13 protein-coding genes are annotated in these 15,469 nt (G+C 66.7%); 7 read left to right on the forward strand and 6 right to left on the reverse strand.

From position 1 onward, the window contains the following. Positions 1-19: 19 nt before the first annotated feature. The 5 genes from ndk to HMPREF9006_RS01230 form a co-directional block, all read right to left on the reverse strand. Positions 20-490 carry a nucleoside-diphosphate kinase gene (ndk, locus tag HMPREF9006_RS01210; protein WP_009211703.1) on the reverse strand — a complete coding sequence of 157 codons (471 nt, stop codon included), beginning with the start codon at positions 488-490 and terminating at the stop codon, positions 20-22. After that, on the reverse strand, positions 487-1,251 hold the full coding sequence (dhaM, locus tag HMPREF9006_RS01215) for a dihydroxyacetone kinase phosphoryl donor subunit DhaM (RefSeq protein ID WP_009211704.1): 765 nt from the start codon (positions 1,249-1,251) through the stop codon (positions 487-489). Before dhaM ends, ndk begins: the two co-directional genes overlap by 4 nt. Next, positions 1,248-1,898 carry a dihydroxyacetone kinase subunit DhaL gene (dhaL, locus tag HMPREF9006_RS01220; protein WP_009211705.1) on the reverse strand — a complete coding sequence of 217 codons (651 nt, stop codon included), beginning with the start codon at positions 1,896-1,898 and terminating at the stop codon, positions 1,248-1,250. Before dhaL ends, dhaM begins: the two co-directional genes overlap by 4 nt. Before the next feature lie 17 nt (positions 1,899-1,915). Then, complete coding sequence (dhaK, locus tag HMPREF9006_RS01225; protein WP_034230817.1) at positions 1,916-2,908, reverse strand: dihydroxyacetone kinase subunit DhaK; 993 nt, start codon at positions 2,906-2,908, stop codon at positions 1,916-1,918. A 119-nt stretch (positions 2,909-3,027) separates the two neighbouring features. Further along, positions 3,028-4,695, reverse strand: coding sequence for a bifunctional folylpolyglutamate synthase/dihydrofolate synthase (locus tag HMPREF9006_RS01230; RefSeq protein ID WP_009211707.1), 1,668 nt, complete (start codon positions 4,693-4,695; stop codon positions 3,028-3,030). A 139-nt stretch (positions 4,696-4,834) separates the two neighbouring features. Here HMPREF9006_RS01230 and HMPREF9006_RS01235 point away from each other — a divergent pair, with 139 nt between their 5' ends. The 3 genes from HMPREF9006_RS01235 to HMPREF9006_RS01245 all read left to right on the forward strand — a co-directional run bounded on the left by HMPREF9006_RS01235 (position 4,835) and on the right by HMPREF9006_RS01245 (position 6,600). Continuing rightward, positions 4,835-5,311: a hypothetical protein gene (locus HMPREF9006_RS01235; RefSeq protein WP_009211708.1), complete on the forward strand. Its 477-nt coding sequence runs from the start codon at positions 4,835-4,837 to the stop codon at positions 5,309-5,311. A gap of 130 nt (positions 5,312-5,441) precedes the next feature. Continuing rightward, positions 5,442-6,068, forward strand: a complete 627-nt coding sequence (locus HMPREF9006_RS01240; protein ID WP_202812219.1) for a hypothetical protein — start codon at positions 5,442-5,444, stop codon at positions 6,066-6,068. After that, positions 6,055-6,600 (forward strand): hypothetical protein, encoded by a 546-nt coding sequence (locus HMPREF9006_RS01245; protein ID WP_009211710.1) that lies wholly within the window; start codon positions 6,055-6,057, stop codon positions 6,598-6,600. Before HMPREF9006_RS01240 ends, HMPREF9006_RS01245 begins: the two co-directional genes overlap by 14 nt. A 118-nt stretch (positions 6,601-6,718) precedes the next feature. Here the strand turns inward: HMPREF9006_RS01245 and ileS are convergent, their stop codons facing one another. Then, a complete protein-coding gene (gene ileS / locus HMPREF9006_RS01250; RefSeq protein WP_009211711.1) occupies positions 6,719-9,997 on the reverse strand; it encodes an isoleucine--tRNA ligase in 3,279 nt (1,092 codons plus the stop codon). A gap of 342 nt (positions 9,998-10,339) precedes the next feature. On the opposite strand from ileS, the gene HMPREF9006_RS01255 reads away from it, so the two are divergent. The 4 genes from HMPREF9006_RS01255 to HMPREF9006_RS01270 all read left to right on the forward strand — a co-directional run bounded on the left by HMPREF9006_RS01255 (position 10,340) and on the right by HMPREF9006_RS01270 (position 15,321). Continuing rightward, positions 10,340-11,350 carry a permease gene (locus HMPREF9006_RS01255; RefSeq protein ID WP_050786684.1) on the forward strand — a complete coding sequence of 337 codons (1,011 nt, stop codon included), beginning with the start codon at positions 10,340-10,342 and terminating at the stop codon, positions 11,348-11,350. Continuing rightward, positions 11,347-12,177 carry a TIGR03943 family putative permease subunit gene (locus tag HMPREF9006_RS01260; protein WP_034231889.1) on the forward strand — a complete coding sequence of 277 codons (831 nt, stop codon included), beginning with the start codon at positions 11,347-11,349 and terminating at the stop codon, positions 12,175-12,177. The genes HMPREF9006_RS01255 and HMPREF9006_RS01260 overlap by 4 nt, the downstream gene beginning before the upstream one ends. A gap of 133 nt (positions 12,178-12,310) precedes the next feature. Beyond that, on the forward strand, positions 12,311-13,756 hold the full coding sequence (locus HMPREF9006_RS01265) for a sugar porter family MFS transporter (RefSeq protein WP_198002531.1): 1,446 nt from the start codon (positions 12,311-12,313) through the stop codon (positions 13,754-13,756). Between the two features lie 44 nt (positions 13,757-13,800). Then, positions 13,801-15,321: a sulfatase-like hydrolase/transferase gene (locus HMPREF9006_RS01270; RefSeq protein ID WP_009211716.1), complete on the forward strand. Its 1,521-nt coding sequence runs from the start codon at positions 13,801-13,803 to the stop codon at positions 15,319-15,321. Positions 15,322-15,469: the final 148 nt, after the last annotated feature.

Raw genomic sequence — 15,469 nt, forward strand, 5'->3', positions numbered from 1 at the left:
CTTGCAGGTTACCGGCGGCTCAGTAAATCTCCGGGAACCACAGGGAGATTTCGCGCTTTGCGTTCTCCACCGAGTCCGAACCGTGGATCAGGTTCTCCATGTGGGGGCTGTTCCACGCGCGGCCCAGGTCTCCGCGGATCGTGCCCGCGGGCGCCGTCGTCGGGTCGGTCGATCCCATGAGGACGCGCATGCCCTCGACGACACGCTGTCCCTCCACGATGATGGCGACGACCGGGCCGGAGCTCATGAACTCCAGGAGACCGGCGAAGAAAGGCTTGTCCTTGTGGTCGGCGTAGTGCTCGGCCAGCAGGTCACGCGAGGCGACCATCAACTTCAGCCCCTTGATCGTGTACCCCTTGGCCTCGATGCGCCGCAGGATCTCACCGGTGAGGCCGCGCTCGTAACCGTCGGGCTTGACGACGATGAGGGTGTGCTCCAGGGTCGGGTCAAGCAGGTGCTGCGGCTCCAGCAGAACACTCTTGGCGGTCACGTTGTCTCCTTCAGTTCACACGTGTGGTTGTCGGTCCTCTCAAGCATATCTGTCAAGGCCGCCACGGCCCGTGTGGCATCGGCCCCAGTGGCCTCGATGAGGACGCGTTGGCCTTGGGTGACGCCGAGCGCCATGAGTTCCAGCACCGATCCCCCGTCGGCCCCGTTGACGGTGATGTCGGCGTCGAAGGAGGCGGCCAGGCGCACGAAGGCCGCAGCCGGTCGCGCGTGCAATCCCACCGGATCGGCCACGACGGCCTCGCCGCGCGCACGCAGCTCCGACGACGCCGACGCGGACGGGGTCTCCTCCCCCGCGCGCGGCGCACCGGCGGCCTCGGGCGCGCCCGGGGCGTCGATATCCTCCATGCGCGGGGCGAGCGAGGCGGCAACGGCCGCCACCTGGTCGAGGTCGTCGCCGAGCTGGGCGCGCACAGCCGAGGCGACCGCCCCCTCGACGAGGGCTGTGTCGACGAAGCGGATGCGCTCAGCGTCGTCGCTCATGTCGATGACGGATTCGACGGTCATCGTGGCCGATCCGAGGTCGGTCAGGACGATGACGCCGCCACCCTCCCCCGTGGCCGCCTCCAGGGCCGCCTCGAGGGCCGCCTCGACCCGGTCGTAGGAGGTGCCGATGCGGCCGTCCTCCGTTCCCCCGGCGGCCTCGAAGTGCACGTCGGGGGCCATCTGAGCGGCCAGCTCGGCGACGCCGGCGGCGAGGGAGGCTGAGTGGGAGACGATGACGAAGGCCACGCGGGCGCTCATGCGCTCTCCTGCCCTGCGGCCGCGCGGGCGGCTGCCCGCAGGATGAGGGAGGTGGAGACGGCACCTGGGTCGAGGTGTCCGATGGAGCGCTCGCCCAGGTAGGAGGCGCGTCCCTTCGTGGCGCGCAGGGGTTCGGTGGCCCGCGCCCCGGCTTCGGCGGCCGTCGCCGCCGCCTCGAGGACCGCGGAGGCGTCGCCCCCCGCGGCTGCGGCCGCCCGGGCAGCCTCGCACGCGGGGCTCCACGCGTCCACCATCGTCTTCTCTCCCGTCGTGGCCTTGCCTCGCGCCTGGATGCCCTCGAGGGCGCCCGCGATGACGGCGGCGACGCCCGCGCCGTCCAGCTCCTCACCGCCGGCCGCGGCCTTGGAGGCACGCAGGAAGGCGGTGCCGTACAGGGGTCCGGCGGCGCCCCCCACCGTCGACATGAGGGTCTTTGCGACCGTCTTGAGCACGTCGGCGATGCTCGCGCCCTCCGCGCTCTCCAGGGCTGCGAGCGCGGCGGAGAAGCCGCGGTCCATGTTTTCCCCGTGGTCTCCGTCCCCGATGGCACGGTCCAGGTCGATGAGGTAGTCCCTGTGGGAGGCCACGTCCGCGGCCGCCAGTGTGATCCACCGCCGCGCCCACGCGGCGTCAACGCGCGTCGTCATTGCTGTCCGTCCTTCGCTCATTTCCAGGCGACCGTGTTGACGGGCGCGTCGAAGAGCTCGAGCAGCTCGTCGTCGGCGCGCATGAGGGTGACGGACACGCCGGGCATCTCGAGGCTGGTCACGTAGTTGCCGACCATCTGGCGTGCGATGTTGATGCCGTCCTTGGCCAGGAGGGCCGCCAGGGCGCGGAAGCAGATGTAGAGCTCGGACGCGGGGGTGCCGCCCATTCCGTTGACCAGGGCAACGACGCGCTCGCCGCTTGTCAGGGCAAGGTCGTCGCGCACGCGCTCGTATAGTTCGGCGATGAGGGTGTCGGCGCTCTCCATGGTTCCGCGGCGGTAGCCGGGTTCGCCGTGGATGCCGATGCCCAGCTCGATCTCGTCCTCGCCCAGTTCGAAGGAGGGCTTGCCCGCGTGGGGTACGGTGCACGGGCCCAGGGCCAGGCCCATGGAGCGGGTCTGTTCGTTGACCTTGGTCGCGATGCGCGTCACCTCCTCCAGGGTGTCTCCTCGTTCGGCTGCCGCTCCGGCGATCTTCTCCACGAAGATCGTTCCGGCCACGCCGCGTCGACCCGCCGTGTAGAGGGAGTCTTCGACGGCCACGTCATCGTTGACGACGACGGTGGCGACCGTGATGTCCTCCATGTCGGCCAGCTCGGCCGCCGTCTCGAAGTTGAGGACATCGCCGGTGTAGTTCTTGACGATGTGCAGGACGCCGGCCCCGTGGTCTGCGGCCTTCGTGGCCTCCAGGATCGGGTCGGGGGTGGGCGAGGTGAACACGGCTCCCGGGACCGCCGCGTCGAGCATCCCGAGGCCGACGAAGCCTGCGTGTAGGGGTTCGTGGCCGGATCCTCCGCCCGAGACGAGGCCGACTGTGCCTTCGGCCTTGGGGACGCGGCGGGTGACGAAATCGGGGTCGAGGTGGACGTCGACGAGGTCGTGGTGGGCCAGGGCGAACCCTTCGAGGGTTTCGCGCACGACGGCGTGAACATCGTTGACGAGCTTCTTCATGATGCCTCCTTGCACATTGCTCATCTGTACTTGTCTACGTGATCAATCGTGCCACCTTTGAGCACGAAATCCCAACCGTGGCGGCCGCCACGATGCAGCCGCCACGGTTGGGGGACATCCTAGCGCGGGGATTGTCCGGCCAGGGCCAGCATCTGCCCTGCCAGCACGACCGAGCCAAACACGAGCACGCCGCTGCGATCCGCGGGCTCCGCCCCGGCCTCGGCAATCTGCGCTGCACGATCGACCGCGTCGGCGAGCGAGTCGCGCACATCTACCCGGTCGGGGCCGAAGACCTCGGAGGCGATCTCGGCCAGGCGCGCGACATCGGCCGCACGCTCGCCGCTCATCTGCGTGACGACCAGGTGATCGAGGAAGGGCTCGACCTCGGACAGGACCCCCTCGACGTCCTTGTCCCCCATCGCCGAGTAGACGCCGGCGATCCGGCCGAGGGCGAAGGAGGATTCGATGGCCTCGCGCAGCGTCGCCGCACCCGCGGGGTTGTGGGCGGCGTCCACGATGATCGTGGGCGAGTGGCGCACGACCTGCATGCGTCCTGGGCTGGAGGCGTTCATGAGGCCCTGCTCGACGATGCGGCCATCCAAGCCCCGTCCCCCCATGAAGGATTCGACGGCGACCAGGGCGGCCGCCGCGTTGTGCGCCTGGTACTGGCCGAAGAGGGGCACGAAGACATCCTCGTAGAGGGCGGAGGGGGTGCGAATGGTGACCATCTGGCCGCCGACGCCCATCTGGCGCTCCACGACCTCGAAGTCCCTGCCCTCCACGCGCGCGATGGCGTCCACGGACCGGGCCCGCTCGAGGAGAATGTCGAGGACTTCCTCCTCCTGAGCCATGATGACGACGACCTGGCCGGGTTTGATGATGCCGGCCTTCTCCCGCGCGATGTCGCGAATCGTGGATCCGAGCCACCTGGTGTGGTCCAGGGCGATGGGGGTGATCACGGCGACGCCGGCGTCGATGACGTTGGTGGAGTCCCATCGCCCGCCCATTCCGACCTCGACGACGGCGGCATCGACCGGGTAGTCCGCGAAGGCCGCGTAGGCCATGATCGTGAAGACCTCGAAGAAGGACAGTCGGGGGCCTCCCTGTCGCTGGCTGCGCTCGTCCACCATGTCGACGTAGGGCGCGATGTCCTCCCAGGCGCGCACGAAGCCCTCGCGCGTGATCGGGCGACCCTCCAGGCAGATGCGCTCGCGCACGTCCAGGAGGTGCGGGCTCGTGAAGCGGCCGGTCTTCATGCCGAAAGCGGTCAGCAGCGAGTCGATCATGCGCGACGTGGACGTCTTGCCGTTCGTGCCCGTGATGTGGACCGACGGGTAGGAGTTTTGCGGGTCGCCCAGGATATCCAGGGCGAGCCTCACGCGCTCAAGCGTGGGATCGATGTCGTGTTCGGGTGCGCGTTCCACGATCGAGCGGTAGATCTCCTCCACGCGCGCGTCCAGGGCGACGTCGTCCTGAGCCTTCGTGAGCGCAGCCTCGTGGGAGGCACGCTCATCGCGTGCCTCGGCGGCGTCGGCGAAGTCCTCGTCCACCTCACCCTCGATCTCTGCGAGGACGGAGGGGTCGGGACCCAGCAGCAGCGAGTGCTCGACGAGGGCGCGCAGCGCGGCCTCGCGTTCGCTTTCCTCAGCCTGAGGGTCGATGCCCTCCCCCGCCTCCGTTTCGTCGGCCTCGTCGGCCGCCTCCAGGTAGGGGATCAGGTCGGCCGGGATGCCGCCGCGCTGGTCCTCGTTGGTGGTGTCTTCCCCGAAGAACGATTCGCCTGCCATGTTTCCTCCGTTCTCTCAGTGTCCCCAGTAGTGTATCTGCAGTGACGAGGAGCGCGGCCTGTACTGCCCGTCACGGCATTCACGTAGCCACTAGACTGTGTCGCGAGGGGTAGGCTTCCCTCGCAAGAAGGAGACACTCATGGGCAAGTGGTTTGGTCAGGCCGCCGAGATTGAGGCGCTGCGCGCCGAGAATCATCAGTTGAGGGGCCAGGTGGAGAGCCTGGGGGCACGCCTGCGCGCAGCGTACGGCGAGGCCGGGATCACCGCGCTCTCGCAGGAAGCACCCGCTCCTTCCGGGGGCGGCGAGGCTGGCCCCACCGTCCCTCCCGTTGGGGTGGGTGTAGCGGAGCTGACCGAGGCCGAGCGTGCACTGGTGGCCTCGGGCCGCAAGATCGCAGCCATCAAGGCCTACAAGGATCGCACCGGGGCCGACCTGTTGCACGCCAAGGAGCTCATTGACGAGGCCGCGGCGATCAAGCGAGTGAGCCCGGACCTGACCGAGGAGGAACTCGCGCTGGTGGCCTCGGGCCGCACGGTCGAGGCCGTCAAGGCCTACAAGGATCGCACCGGCGTGAGCCTCAAGCAGGCAAAGGCGGCCATTGACGCGGCGCGTTGACCATACTCCCCCGACCGCCCTCGATGAACAGTGAGGTCCAATGCCACAAGAGCTACCAGCCTCCAACGACCGGGAACACATCGCGACCCAGAGCACTTACTTTCTCACGCGAGCACCCGGCACCGGGGATATGTTGCCCAACTCAGAGGAAGGCCTGGGGGAACGCTACCTGTGCGGTGGCGATGTGACCATGTCCAGCGCGTGGCAGATGTCCCGTGGCACAGATCCCGAGATTCGCTCAACCAACGCATGGCTAGAGTCGCGCTATGCGGTACCCGGGTGGGGATACCCGGCGTGGCGAGAGGATCGAAACCACGCAGAGATCCCCAACAGCGACCGGTACTTCCTTGACAAGTCCGAGTTCATCAGGGCCTTCGATATCGACGGGCTAGACCACATCGGCCATGTCGGTTTACGCACCCTGACCCCGATCATTAACGGAACAGTTTTCCCGTCGGAGTTTCGCTCGGGACCGCCCGCCAACTTCAACGAGCTATACCGCCAGTTCCGCTTGACTCATGCGCCTCTCCCCGAGGACGTCGTTATCGAGATAAGCCTGCGCGATGAGGACATGGGATCCTTCGGGCAGACGCCGCAAGTGCGCGTCCTCGAGAGGGCGATGGCGGATAACTGGGTACCCATGACCATCGACGAACTGATCACGCAACGCATTATCGAAGGGGTCTCGGAGCATGTTGGAGAAGTTAGAGACGTTGATTGGGAATCTCTGTACGGGTACTTTCTTGGCCCAAGCTGACTTTCAGGACGGCCACGGATACTCATTTTCGAGCTACAACACCGACTTTTTCGCAGTGTGGGAAACGTCGGGCAGCTACCGCTTCAGTTGGTCCGAACGCCACCCCAGCGCACGCTTTACGATGGAGACGCGTAGCGACGTCATGGCCTCGTACATGCTGATCACCGAACTCGGTGCCCGACGACGGGCCAGTCTGTGGTTTCCGCCCATCGTCATCCCCGGCGAAGCGCCATCGGATCAACGCTGGAAGGTCTCAAAAACCCGCTGGCCGCGAGTCACGCGTTACACGAGCACCACCGATCCCACGATGAGTGTCGAAGCAACAAACAGCCTCGAACTGCGCAGGCTTCTCTTTTCCACACAATTCCCCGACGAGGACTACCTGGAATCCTACATGTACCCGGATGCCTATCCCCTCTTGCACCCGTATCTTTCCTCGATCACACCCTATCTGCAGCATCTGCATGACGCCGGCGTCGTCCTGCCGGAACAACCCGGCTACTACGGCTTCTCAGACACGCTGACGCTCTAGCGTCTCCTCACACGCGGGCAAGCGACGAGCCACCGCCATAAGAGGGACCTCTCGCGGGTCAGACGCGTCAGTGGGCGGGCTCGGGAGTAGTTTCCCTCGAGCCCGCCCACCGGTTCACTCAGCGTTTGGCGACGCTCACGACGAGCTGGTCGCCGGCCTCGACCGCAACGGATAGCGCGAGGGTCTCCGCGGCGATCATGTCACGCCAGGCCTGAACGTCGGCCACGTGATCGGACGGAACCCTCAGCGTCAGGTCGATGCGGTCCGCGATGTGCAGGCCAGCGCTCTTGCGCTCGTCCTGGACGGCGCGCACGACGTCGCGGGCGTAGCCCTCGGCCTCGAGCTCGGGGGTCAGCTCCGTATCGAGCACGACGAAGGTGCCCGAGGGAAGCACATCCGCGACCTGGCCCTCGGCGGCGTCCACCGAGGTGGACACGGAGAACATGTCGCCCGTCAGCTCCAGCGGAGCGCCATCAAGCTGCACGCCCGGGAAGCGGCATGCGCCGTCCTCGGCGATCTCCCACTCGCCCGACTTCTGGGCCTTGAACAGCTGGCTCGTCAGCTTGCGGAACGAGGGAGCGAAGGCGCGCGGGTTCAGGCTCAGCTCCGTGCGCACCCCGAGTCCCGAGTTCTCCGGGGAGCTAAACACCACGGACTTCACGTTCACCTCGGAGGCAATCAGGTCCGCGAAGGACTCCAGAGCCGCGTCGTTCTCGGAGACGACCTGCAGGGAGGCCAGCGGCTGGCGCACGCGCAGCTGGTGCGTCTTGCGCAGCGCGTGGGCGGCCGACACGATCGACCGAACCTCGTCCATCGCGGCGACGAGTTCTGGGGCATCCACGGCCTCGTCCAGGACCGGGAAGTCCGTCAGGTGCACGGACTTCCCTCCCGTCAGGCCCCGCCAGATCTCCTCGCTCAGCAGCGGCAGCAGAGGCGCCGCCAGCTCCATGAGGGTCACGAGAGCCGTGTACAGCGTATCGAACGCGGCGCCGTCCTCGTCCCAGAAGCGCTGGCGCTGGGTGCGCACGTACCAGTTCGTCAGCACATCCAGGTAGTCGCGGATCAACTCGCACGCGCCGGCCACGTCGTAGCCGTCCAGCGCGCCGCGCACATCCTCGGCAAGGGTACGGGTGTGGGCCAGCAGGTAGCGGTCCATCTGCGCCAGCGCGGCCACGGCCTCGGGCGAGGACAGGTCGATGCGCTGAGCCTCGTACCCCTCGCCCCCGTTGCACGCGCCCGCGTACAGCGTGAAGAAGTAGTACGTGTTCCACACGGGCAGGAGCACCTGGCGGACGGTGTCGCGGATCGACTCCTCCTTCACCATCAGGTTGCCGCCGCGCACGACGGGGCTCGACATGAGGAACCAGCGCATCGCGTCGGAGCCGTACTTGTTGAACACCTCGGACACGTCCGGGTAGTTGCGCAGCGACTTGCTCATCTTCAGGCCGTCGTCGCCCAGGACAATGCCGTGGGAGACGCACGAGCGGAACGCGGGACGATCGAAGAGCGCAGTCGCCAGGACGTGCAGCGTGTAGAACCATCCGCGCGTCTGGCCGATGTACTCGACGATGAAGTCGCCCGGGTAGTGGTTCTCGAACCACTCCTGGTTTTCGAAGGGGTAGTGCACCTGCGCGAAGGGCATCGAGCCGGACTCGAACCAACAGTCGAACACGTCGGTGATGCGGCGCATCGTCGACTTACCCGTCGGGTCGTCCGGGTTCGGGCGCGTCAGGGAGTCAATGAAGGGACGGTGGAAGTCGGTGACCGTCACGCCGAAGTCGGCCTCCAACTCGGCAATCGAGCCGTACACATCGGTGCGCGGGTAGGCGGGGTCGTCCGAAACCCACACGGGGATCGGTGCGCCCCAGAAGCGGTTACGCGAGATCGACCAGTCTCGGGCGCCCTCCAGCCACTTGCCGAAAATGCCGTCCTTGGTGTGCGCGGGGGTCCAGGTGATCTCCTGGTTGAGCTCGACCATGCGGTCGCGGATCTGCGTGACCCGCACGAACCACGAGGACACTGCCTTGTACATGAGGGGCTTGCGGCACCGCCAGCAGTGCGGGTAGGAGTGCACGTAGGACTTCTCCCGCACCAGGACGGCGCGGATCGCTGGGTCGCGGCGCGCGATCGGTCCGGCCTGCTCGCGCAGGTCGGCCACCACGTAGCGGTTCGCGTCGAAGATCTGCATGCCCTCGTAATCGGGAACCTCGGAGGTGAACACGCCGCCCTCGTCGACGGGAAGGACCACGCCGATGCCGTACTCCATGCACGTCCACATGTCGTCCTCGCCGAAGGCGGGCGCCTGGTGGACGAGGCCGGTGCCGTCCGTCGTCGTCACGTAGTCGGCGGCGATGATCGACCAGCCGTTGGGGCCGGGGGCGCCACCCTCGGCGCGGCGCTCGGGGGTGTCGAAGTAGTCGTAGATCGGGTGGTAGTGGATGCCCACCAGCTCCGAACCCTTGTAGGTGGCCACCACGGTGGGTTCCTCGCCGAGTTCCTTGGCGTAGGAGGAGATCAGGTCGGTGGCGATGAGGACGCGCTCGCCCGCGAGGACACCCTCGTGGGCGGCAGCCACCTCGACGAGGGAGTACTCGATCTGTGGGCCCACGGCGACGGCCGAGTTCGAGGGCAGGGTCCAGGGCGTGGTCGTCCAGATGAGGGCCAGCTCGGGGCGCGCCGAGTCCTCGCGCAGCTTGGTTTGAAGACGCAGGCCGACGGTCACCGTGTTGTCGGTGCGATCCTGGTAGACCTCGTCGTCCATCTTGAGTTCGTGGTTGCTCAGCGGCGTGCGGTCGTTCCAGCAGTAGGGCAGGACGCGGTGGCCCTGGTAGGCCAGTCCCTTGTCGTAGAGCTGCTTGAATGCCCAGATCACGGACTCCGTGTAGGACATGTCGAGGGTCTTGTAGTCGTGCTCGAAGTCCACCCAGCGGGCCTGACGGGTGACGTAGTCTTCCCATTCCTTCGTGTAGCGCAGGACGGAGGAGCGGCAGGCCGCGTTGAAGGCCTCGATGCCGATGCCGCCCTCGCGGGTGATCTCGGTGACGTCCTCGATGCCGAGCTGGCGTTGGGCCTCGAGTTCGGCGGGCAGGCCGTGCGTGTCCCAGCCGAAACGGCGCTCGACGCGGTGGCCCTTCATGGTCTGGTAGCGGCCCACCACGTCCTTGATGTAGCCGGTCAGGAGGTGACCGTAGTGGGGCAGGCCGTTGGCGAAAGGCGGACCATCGTAGAACACGAATTCGTTGCTGCCGTTCACTCCGGCCTCACGCATCTGAATGGACTTGCGGAAGGTGTCGTTGCTAGCCCAGAAGGCCAGCGTGCCGACCTCCATTGCGGGGAAGGAGGGGCTGGGGTCCACCTCTTCGTCCCGGTGGCGGGGGTAGAAGCCGTGCTTCGTCATGAGTGTCCTCGTCTCGCGCCTATACAGGGACGAGGACCGGCGTCGCCGGCACCCGCGGTACCACCCCGCTTGCCGCTCCCGAAGGCGCGGCCGCTTCGTTGGGGCTGTGTCGGGCCCGCCCGTCCGGTTCTACTGAAGGGGGGCGAGGCCGTGGTCGGCCGCCGCTCTCCTCGTTCTTCCGGATGCTCCCCGGTGATACCCCTGACGCGGGCCGGATCGTAGCGATAGCTCAGTGTAGCGAAGGGAGGGAGGACGCGCCCGCCGCGGGAGGGTTCTTGTGCCCACACTCTCTTCTCGGCGTGTGAGGGGAGCTGGCGTGGCACTCTGGCCTACAGTGGCTGGGTGACTCGAACAGACTCCGCGCGGTCGGTGCGCCCCTGGGGCGCCCTGGTGGGCACGTGCGCGCTCGTCGCCCTGGTTGCCGTGTGGGCGTTTCAGACGGTGTTCTCCGACGTCGGCGTGCCGCTGGGGCGGGCTTCGACCATCGCAGTTGGAATGACTCTTCAGGCCGTCCCCTTCCTTCTCCTGGGTGTCCTGGTTGCCGAGCTTATCGAGGTGTACGCCTCCCCCGCCCTGATCGCGCGGGTGTTCCCCACGCGTTCCGTGGCAGCTATCGGCACCGCCCTCCTGTTCGCCTTCGCCCTTCCCGTGTGCGACTGCTCGGCGGTTCCGATCTTCCGCTCGCTTTTGCGCAAGGGCGTTCCGCTCTCCGCTGCGACCACGCTCATGCTCGCCTCTCCTGCCATCAATCCCCTGGTGATCGCCTCCACCTGGTACGCCTTTGGCTCGTGGTCGCTGGTCGGCGCGCGCATCGCCCTCAGCGTCCTCGTCGCTCTCATCGTCGGCGCCTCGATGCTGGCTGCTCCCCCACGCGCCCTGCGCGACCCCGACGGTCAGGGGCACGGCGAGCAGTGCGGCTGCTCGGAGGAGTGCGCTCTGCCCGACCGGTCCGCATCCGGCGTGCTGGCGGCCACGGGCCGCTCCTTCGGCCGGATCCTTCCCTACCTCATGGGCGGGGTGGCTGCCTCGACGCTTGCCCAGGTGGCGTGGCCGGTGTCCTCGCTGCTGTCGGGCTTGCCTGCTCCGGCCGCGCTGGCCTTCATGATGGCGGCCGGTTTCGCTCTCTCCCTGTGTTCCTCCTCCGACGCGGTGATCGCGCGTTCGTTGGCCTCGCTCGCTCCCTCGGGAGCGTTGATGGGTTTCATGGTGTTCGGTCCGATGATGGACGTGAAGAACGTTGCGCTTTTGTCCTCGCAGTTCCGCTCGTCGTTCGTCGCTCGTTTGTTCGTGACGGTGACGGCCGTCGCCGCGTGTGTGGTGGGCGTCTCGTGGTGGGCGGGGGTGCTGCCGTGACGCTATTGGCTCGCATCGCTCCCGCCGCCGAGGCGCTTGCCCTGGCGTGCTTGGGGGCTGTCCTCGCATGGTTATCCCTCTCGGGCAGGTACGCGTTCTTCGTTCCCCCGTCGGCGCGCCTGGGGATTCTCGCCTCGGGGGCGGGGCTGCTCGCGTGCGCGCTTGCCTTGTCCTCGCGGGTGGGATCGGGCGGCGAACCGAGCGAGACCTCCTCGCGCCGCGCCCTGACGCGTGCGCTCGTGACCCTGCTGGCGAGCGCGCTTCTCGTTCTTCCCTTCCGCGTGTCCCCCTCCGAGCTGGCGTCCTCGGCTCTCACGTCTCGCGGCGCCAGCGAGGAGCAGGGAGCCGGGGATGGCGAGGACCTCGCGGGAGGCCTGCCCTCGCCTTCCGACGACACCCCCGCTTCCGGCGCCGACCAGAGCGCGGGAGCGGACGCCTCGAGCGATGAGACGCTGACGCTGACGACGGAGAACTTTTCCGCGCAGGTTGAGGAGCTGTCCTCTCGCGGCCGCGCACACGATGGTCAGAGGATCGATCTTGTTGGCTTCGTCATGAGCGAGGAGTCGGCCCGCGGCCAGGCGTCGATCCCGCGCATCACCGCTCAGGAGAGCTTCGCGGTGGCACGCATGGCGATCTGGTGTTGCGCGGCGGACGCCTACGCGGTTGGTTTTGCTGTGCGCTGGGAGGGAGCCACTCCCGCAGCGGACAGCTGGGTACACGTGAGGGGAACGCTGCGGCTGCGAGGCTCCAAGGCCCTCGTCATCGAGGCGGATTCGGTGGAGGAAACGAACGCGCCGAATCCCGAGTTCGTCGTTCAGGCGAGATGACACCCAAGAAAATGTGACCCAGATCATTCTTATGGATTATGACCGTGGCTTTGGACACAAAATCCTAAGCGTATGGTGAATGGAGCGCACACGGCACGCGCGGGCGCACCACCTCCCCTTCAAGGACGAAGACATGTCATCGACACTCTCACTGTCACCTCGCGACAGGCAAGCGAGACGCTACGCAACGGGTCTCGCACTCATCGCAACACTCGGCCCCTTCTTCTACGGCTTCGAGGGCATGGTCCTCAACGCCGCCATCAAAGCGGTGGGGTCCACCTTCGAACTCGGACCCATCCTGCAGGGCGTCGCCGGTGCGGCCGGCGTGATCGGCGGCCTCATCGGGGCCCTTGGCGCGGGACGAATCTCCGACAGGATCGGACGCAAGACCACGCTCATGTGGGTCGGACCCTTTCTCCTCGTTGAGGCGCTCCTCGGCCCCCTCTCTCCCCTCCTCGGCCCCCTCGGATACCCCTTCTTGCTCCTGACGCGCATCATCGGCGGCATCGGCTTCGGCGCGGCAACGACGGTCGCCCCCGGCTACGTCGCCGAGATCGCTCCCGCCGAGATCCGAGGCCGCCTCATCGGATTCCGCCAGCTCGCGATCATCCTCGGCCTGTTCTTTGCGGGCCTCATCAACACGGGAGTCGTTGCTCTCACGGGCGGCGCGGCCAAGCCAGCGTTCAGCGGTCTCATGACCTGGCAGGTGCTCTTCGCGTGCCTCATCATCCCCGCCCTGCTCTTCGTCATCTTCACGGCGAGGATCCCCGAGTCTCCCCGCTACCTGGTCTCCGCCGGGCGAAGCCAGGAGGCCGAAGCCGTGCTGGCCAAGCTGTGCGGCGAGGAGGATCCGGCAGTGCGCGTCGAGGCCATCGCGCAGTCCCTGGCCATCACGGGTGGAGCGAAGCTCTCTATCGGGCAGATCCTCTCGTCTCAGTGGCGGGGCCTCGTGTTCATCGGCATGGCGATCGCCGCGTTCCAGCAGCTCACCGGCATCAACGGCGTATTCTTCTACTCGAATTCCCTCTTCGCCGCCGTTGGCTTCACCGAGTCGATGGCACTGGCCCAGACGTTGCTCATCACCGCCTTCAAGATCGTCGGCGTCCTTTCCGGCATCATGCTAGTGGACCGCGTGGGCCGCAAGCGCATGCTCATCTACGGCGGAACCCTCATTTTCGTCTCGCTCGGCGTCGTGGCCACGGTCTTTACGATCGCACCCACGGTCGACGGAAAGCCCGATGTCGCCGACTCCCCCGTCCTGGCATTCCTTGCGGTCGCCGCGCTATGCACGTTCCTCCTGGGCTTCACCTCCTCCTGGGGCCCCATCTTCTCCATCGTCATGGGTGAGATGTTCCCCACCTCGATCCGCGGCGGCGCGATGTCGCTAGCCTCGGGCGCGGACTTCCTCGTCAACTTCCTCGTCGTCCTGCTGTTCCCCTTCCTCATCGCATGGTCGCCGGCTGGAACCTACTGGATCTACTGCGCCTTCGGTATCCTCGCGGTCGCCTTCACGGCGAAGTTCCTGACCGAGACCAGCGGCGCCGAGCTCGAGGACATGGACAAGGTTGTCTCCCAGTAGGGCCCACTGATTCCCCCTGATTTCACCGAGAGAAGAGCATTCCAATGACCGATAAGACACGGGACATTCCCGACAACGTCCGAAACATCCTGGTCATCATGACCGATCAGCACCGCACCGACACGATCGGTTGCCTGGGAAATCCGCACGCGCGCACTCCCGTCATCGACGCGATGGGCGAGTCGGGCTTTGCTTTCACCCGCTGCTTCACCCCAACCGCCATCTGCACCCCCGCGCGCGCCTCGCTGCTCACGGGCAAGCGCCCCGGCAAGCACCAGGTGCTCGCCAACCCGGAGTGGAACATCGCCTACCAGGTGTCGATTCCCGAGGGCACGTGGACCTACACCCAGGAGCTGCGCGACGCCGGATACAACGTCGGCATCGTTGGCAAGTATCACTGCGGATACAACCTGCCCGATAAGTTCGGCGCCGACGACGACACCTACTGGGGCGCCGAAAACCCCGTGGCCAACGAGAAGTACGTGGCGTGGTTGGAAGCCAACGGCCTCCCTCCCGTGCGCGCCCACGACCTGTGGCGCGGCACGCTTCCCGGAGGCCGGCCCGGGCACATCATCGCGGCGCGCCTTGAGCAACCCGAGGAAGCCACCTTCGAGCGCTTCCTGGCCGACCGCGCGATCGAGAAGCTACGCGAGTACGCGGCCAACTGGAAGGACTCAGGTCAACCCTTCTGCCTGGACGTCCATTTCTTCGGCCCGCATCTGCCCTACTTCCTGCCCGACGAGTGGTTCGACCTCATCGATCCAAGCGACGTGGAGCTGCCGGAGAACTTCGGTGATTCCCTCATCGGCAAGCCCCCTATCCAGAGCAACTACGCGACGTACTGGTCGACGTCTTCCTTCTCGAACGAGCAGTGGAAGAAACTCATCGCGGTCTACTGGGGCTACACCGCCATGATCGACTACGAGATCGGGCGCATCATGGACGCGGCGCGCGAGCTCGGCGTCCTGGACGACACCGCCGTCTTCTTCTGCGCCGATCACGGGGAGTTCACCGGCTCGCACCGCCTCAACGACAAGGGCCCGATGATGTACGACGACATCTACAACGTCCCCTTCATCGCTCACATCCCGGGGGTATCGACGGTCGGGCGCTCGGATGCGTTCGTGTCCCTCATCGATCTTCCGGCCACGGTCTTGGACATCGCCGGCCTGGACACCTCCCTCGTCGAGGACGGTCGCTCGATCGTGGATCTGACGCGCGGAGAGGAGGTGGAAGGCTGGCGCGAGGACATCGTGTGCGAGTTCCACGGTCACCATTTCCCTCTCCAGCAGCGCATGCTGCGCACGAGAGACTTCAAGCTTGTGATCAACCCGGAGTCGATCAACGAGCTCTACGACCTGCGCCTGGATCCGTCCGAGATGAACAACGTGTACACCGTGCCGGTCTACGACGAGATTCGCCGGGATCTGGCAACGAACCTGTACCTGCAATTGCGTGAGCGCGGGGACCACTCCTTCGCGAAGTGGATGGCGGCGATGACCGACTTTGACATCCCGTTGGTCAATACCGCGCGCTCCGACCTCGACGAGGTCACGAGCGAGTGACACGGCGCCTCGGCGGCGGGCGGGCGGCCTCCCGCCCGCCGAGGCGATACGCGCAGCACACTTCAAGCAGTGACGCGTATCATAGAAGCAATCGACGAGGCCGGATTGCTCCGAGCAGGCATCAACACAGCGTATGTGGGAAGGAGAG

Origin of the sequence: Actinomyces sp. oral taxon 180 str. F0310 (genome assembly GCF_000185285.1) — a bacterium.
Taxonomy (GTDB): Bacteria; Actinomycetota; Actinomycetes; order Actinomycetales; family Actinomycetaceae; genus Pauljensenia.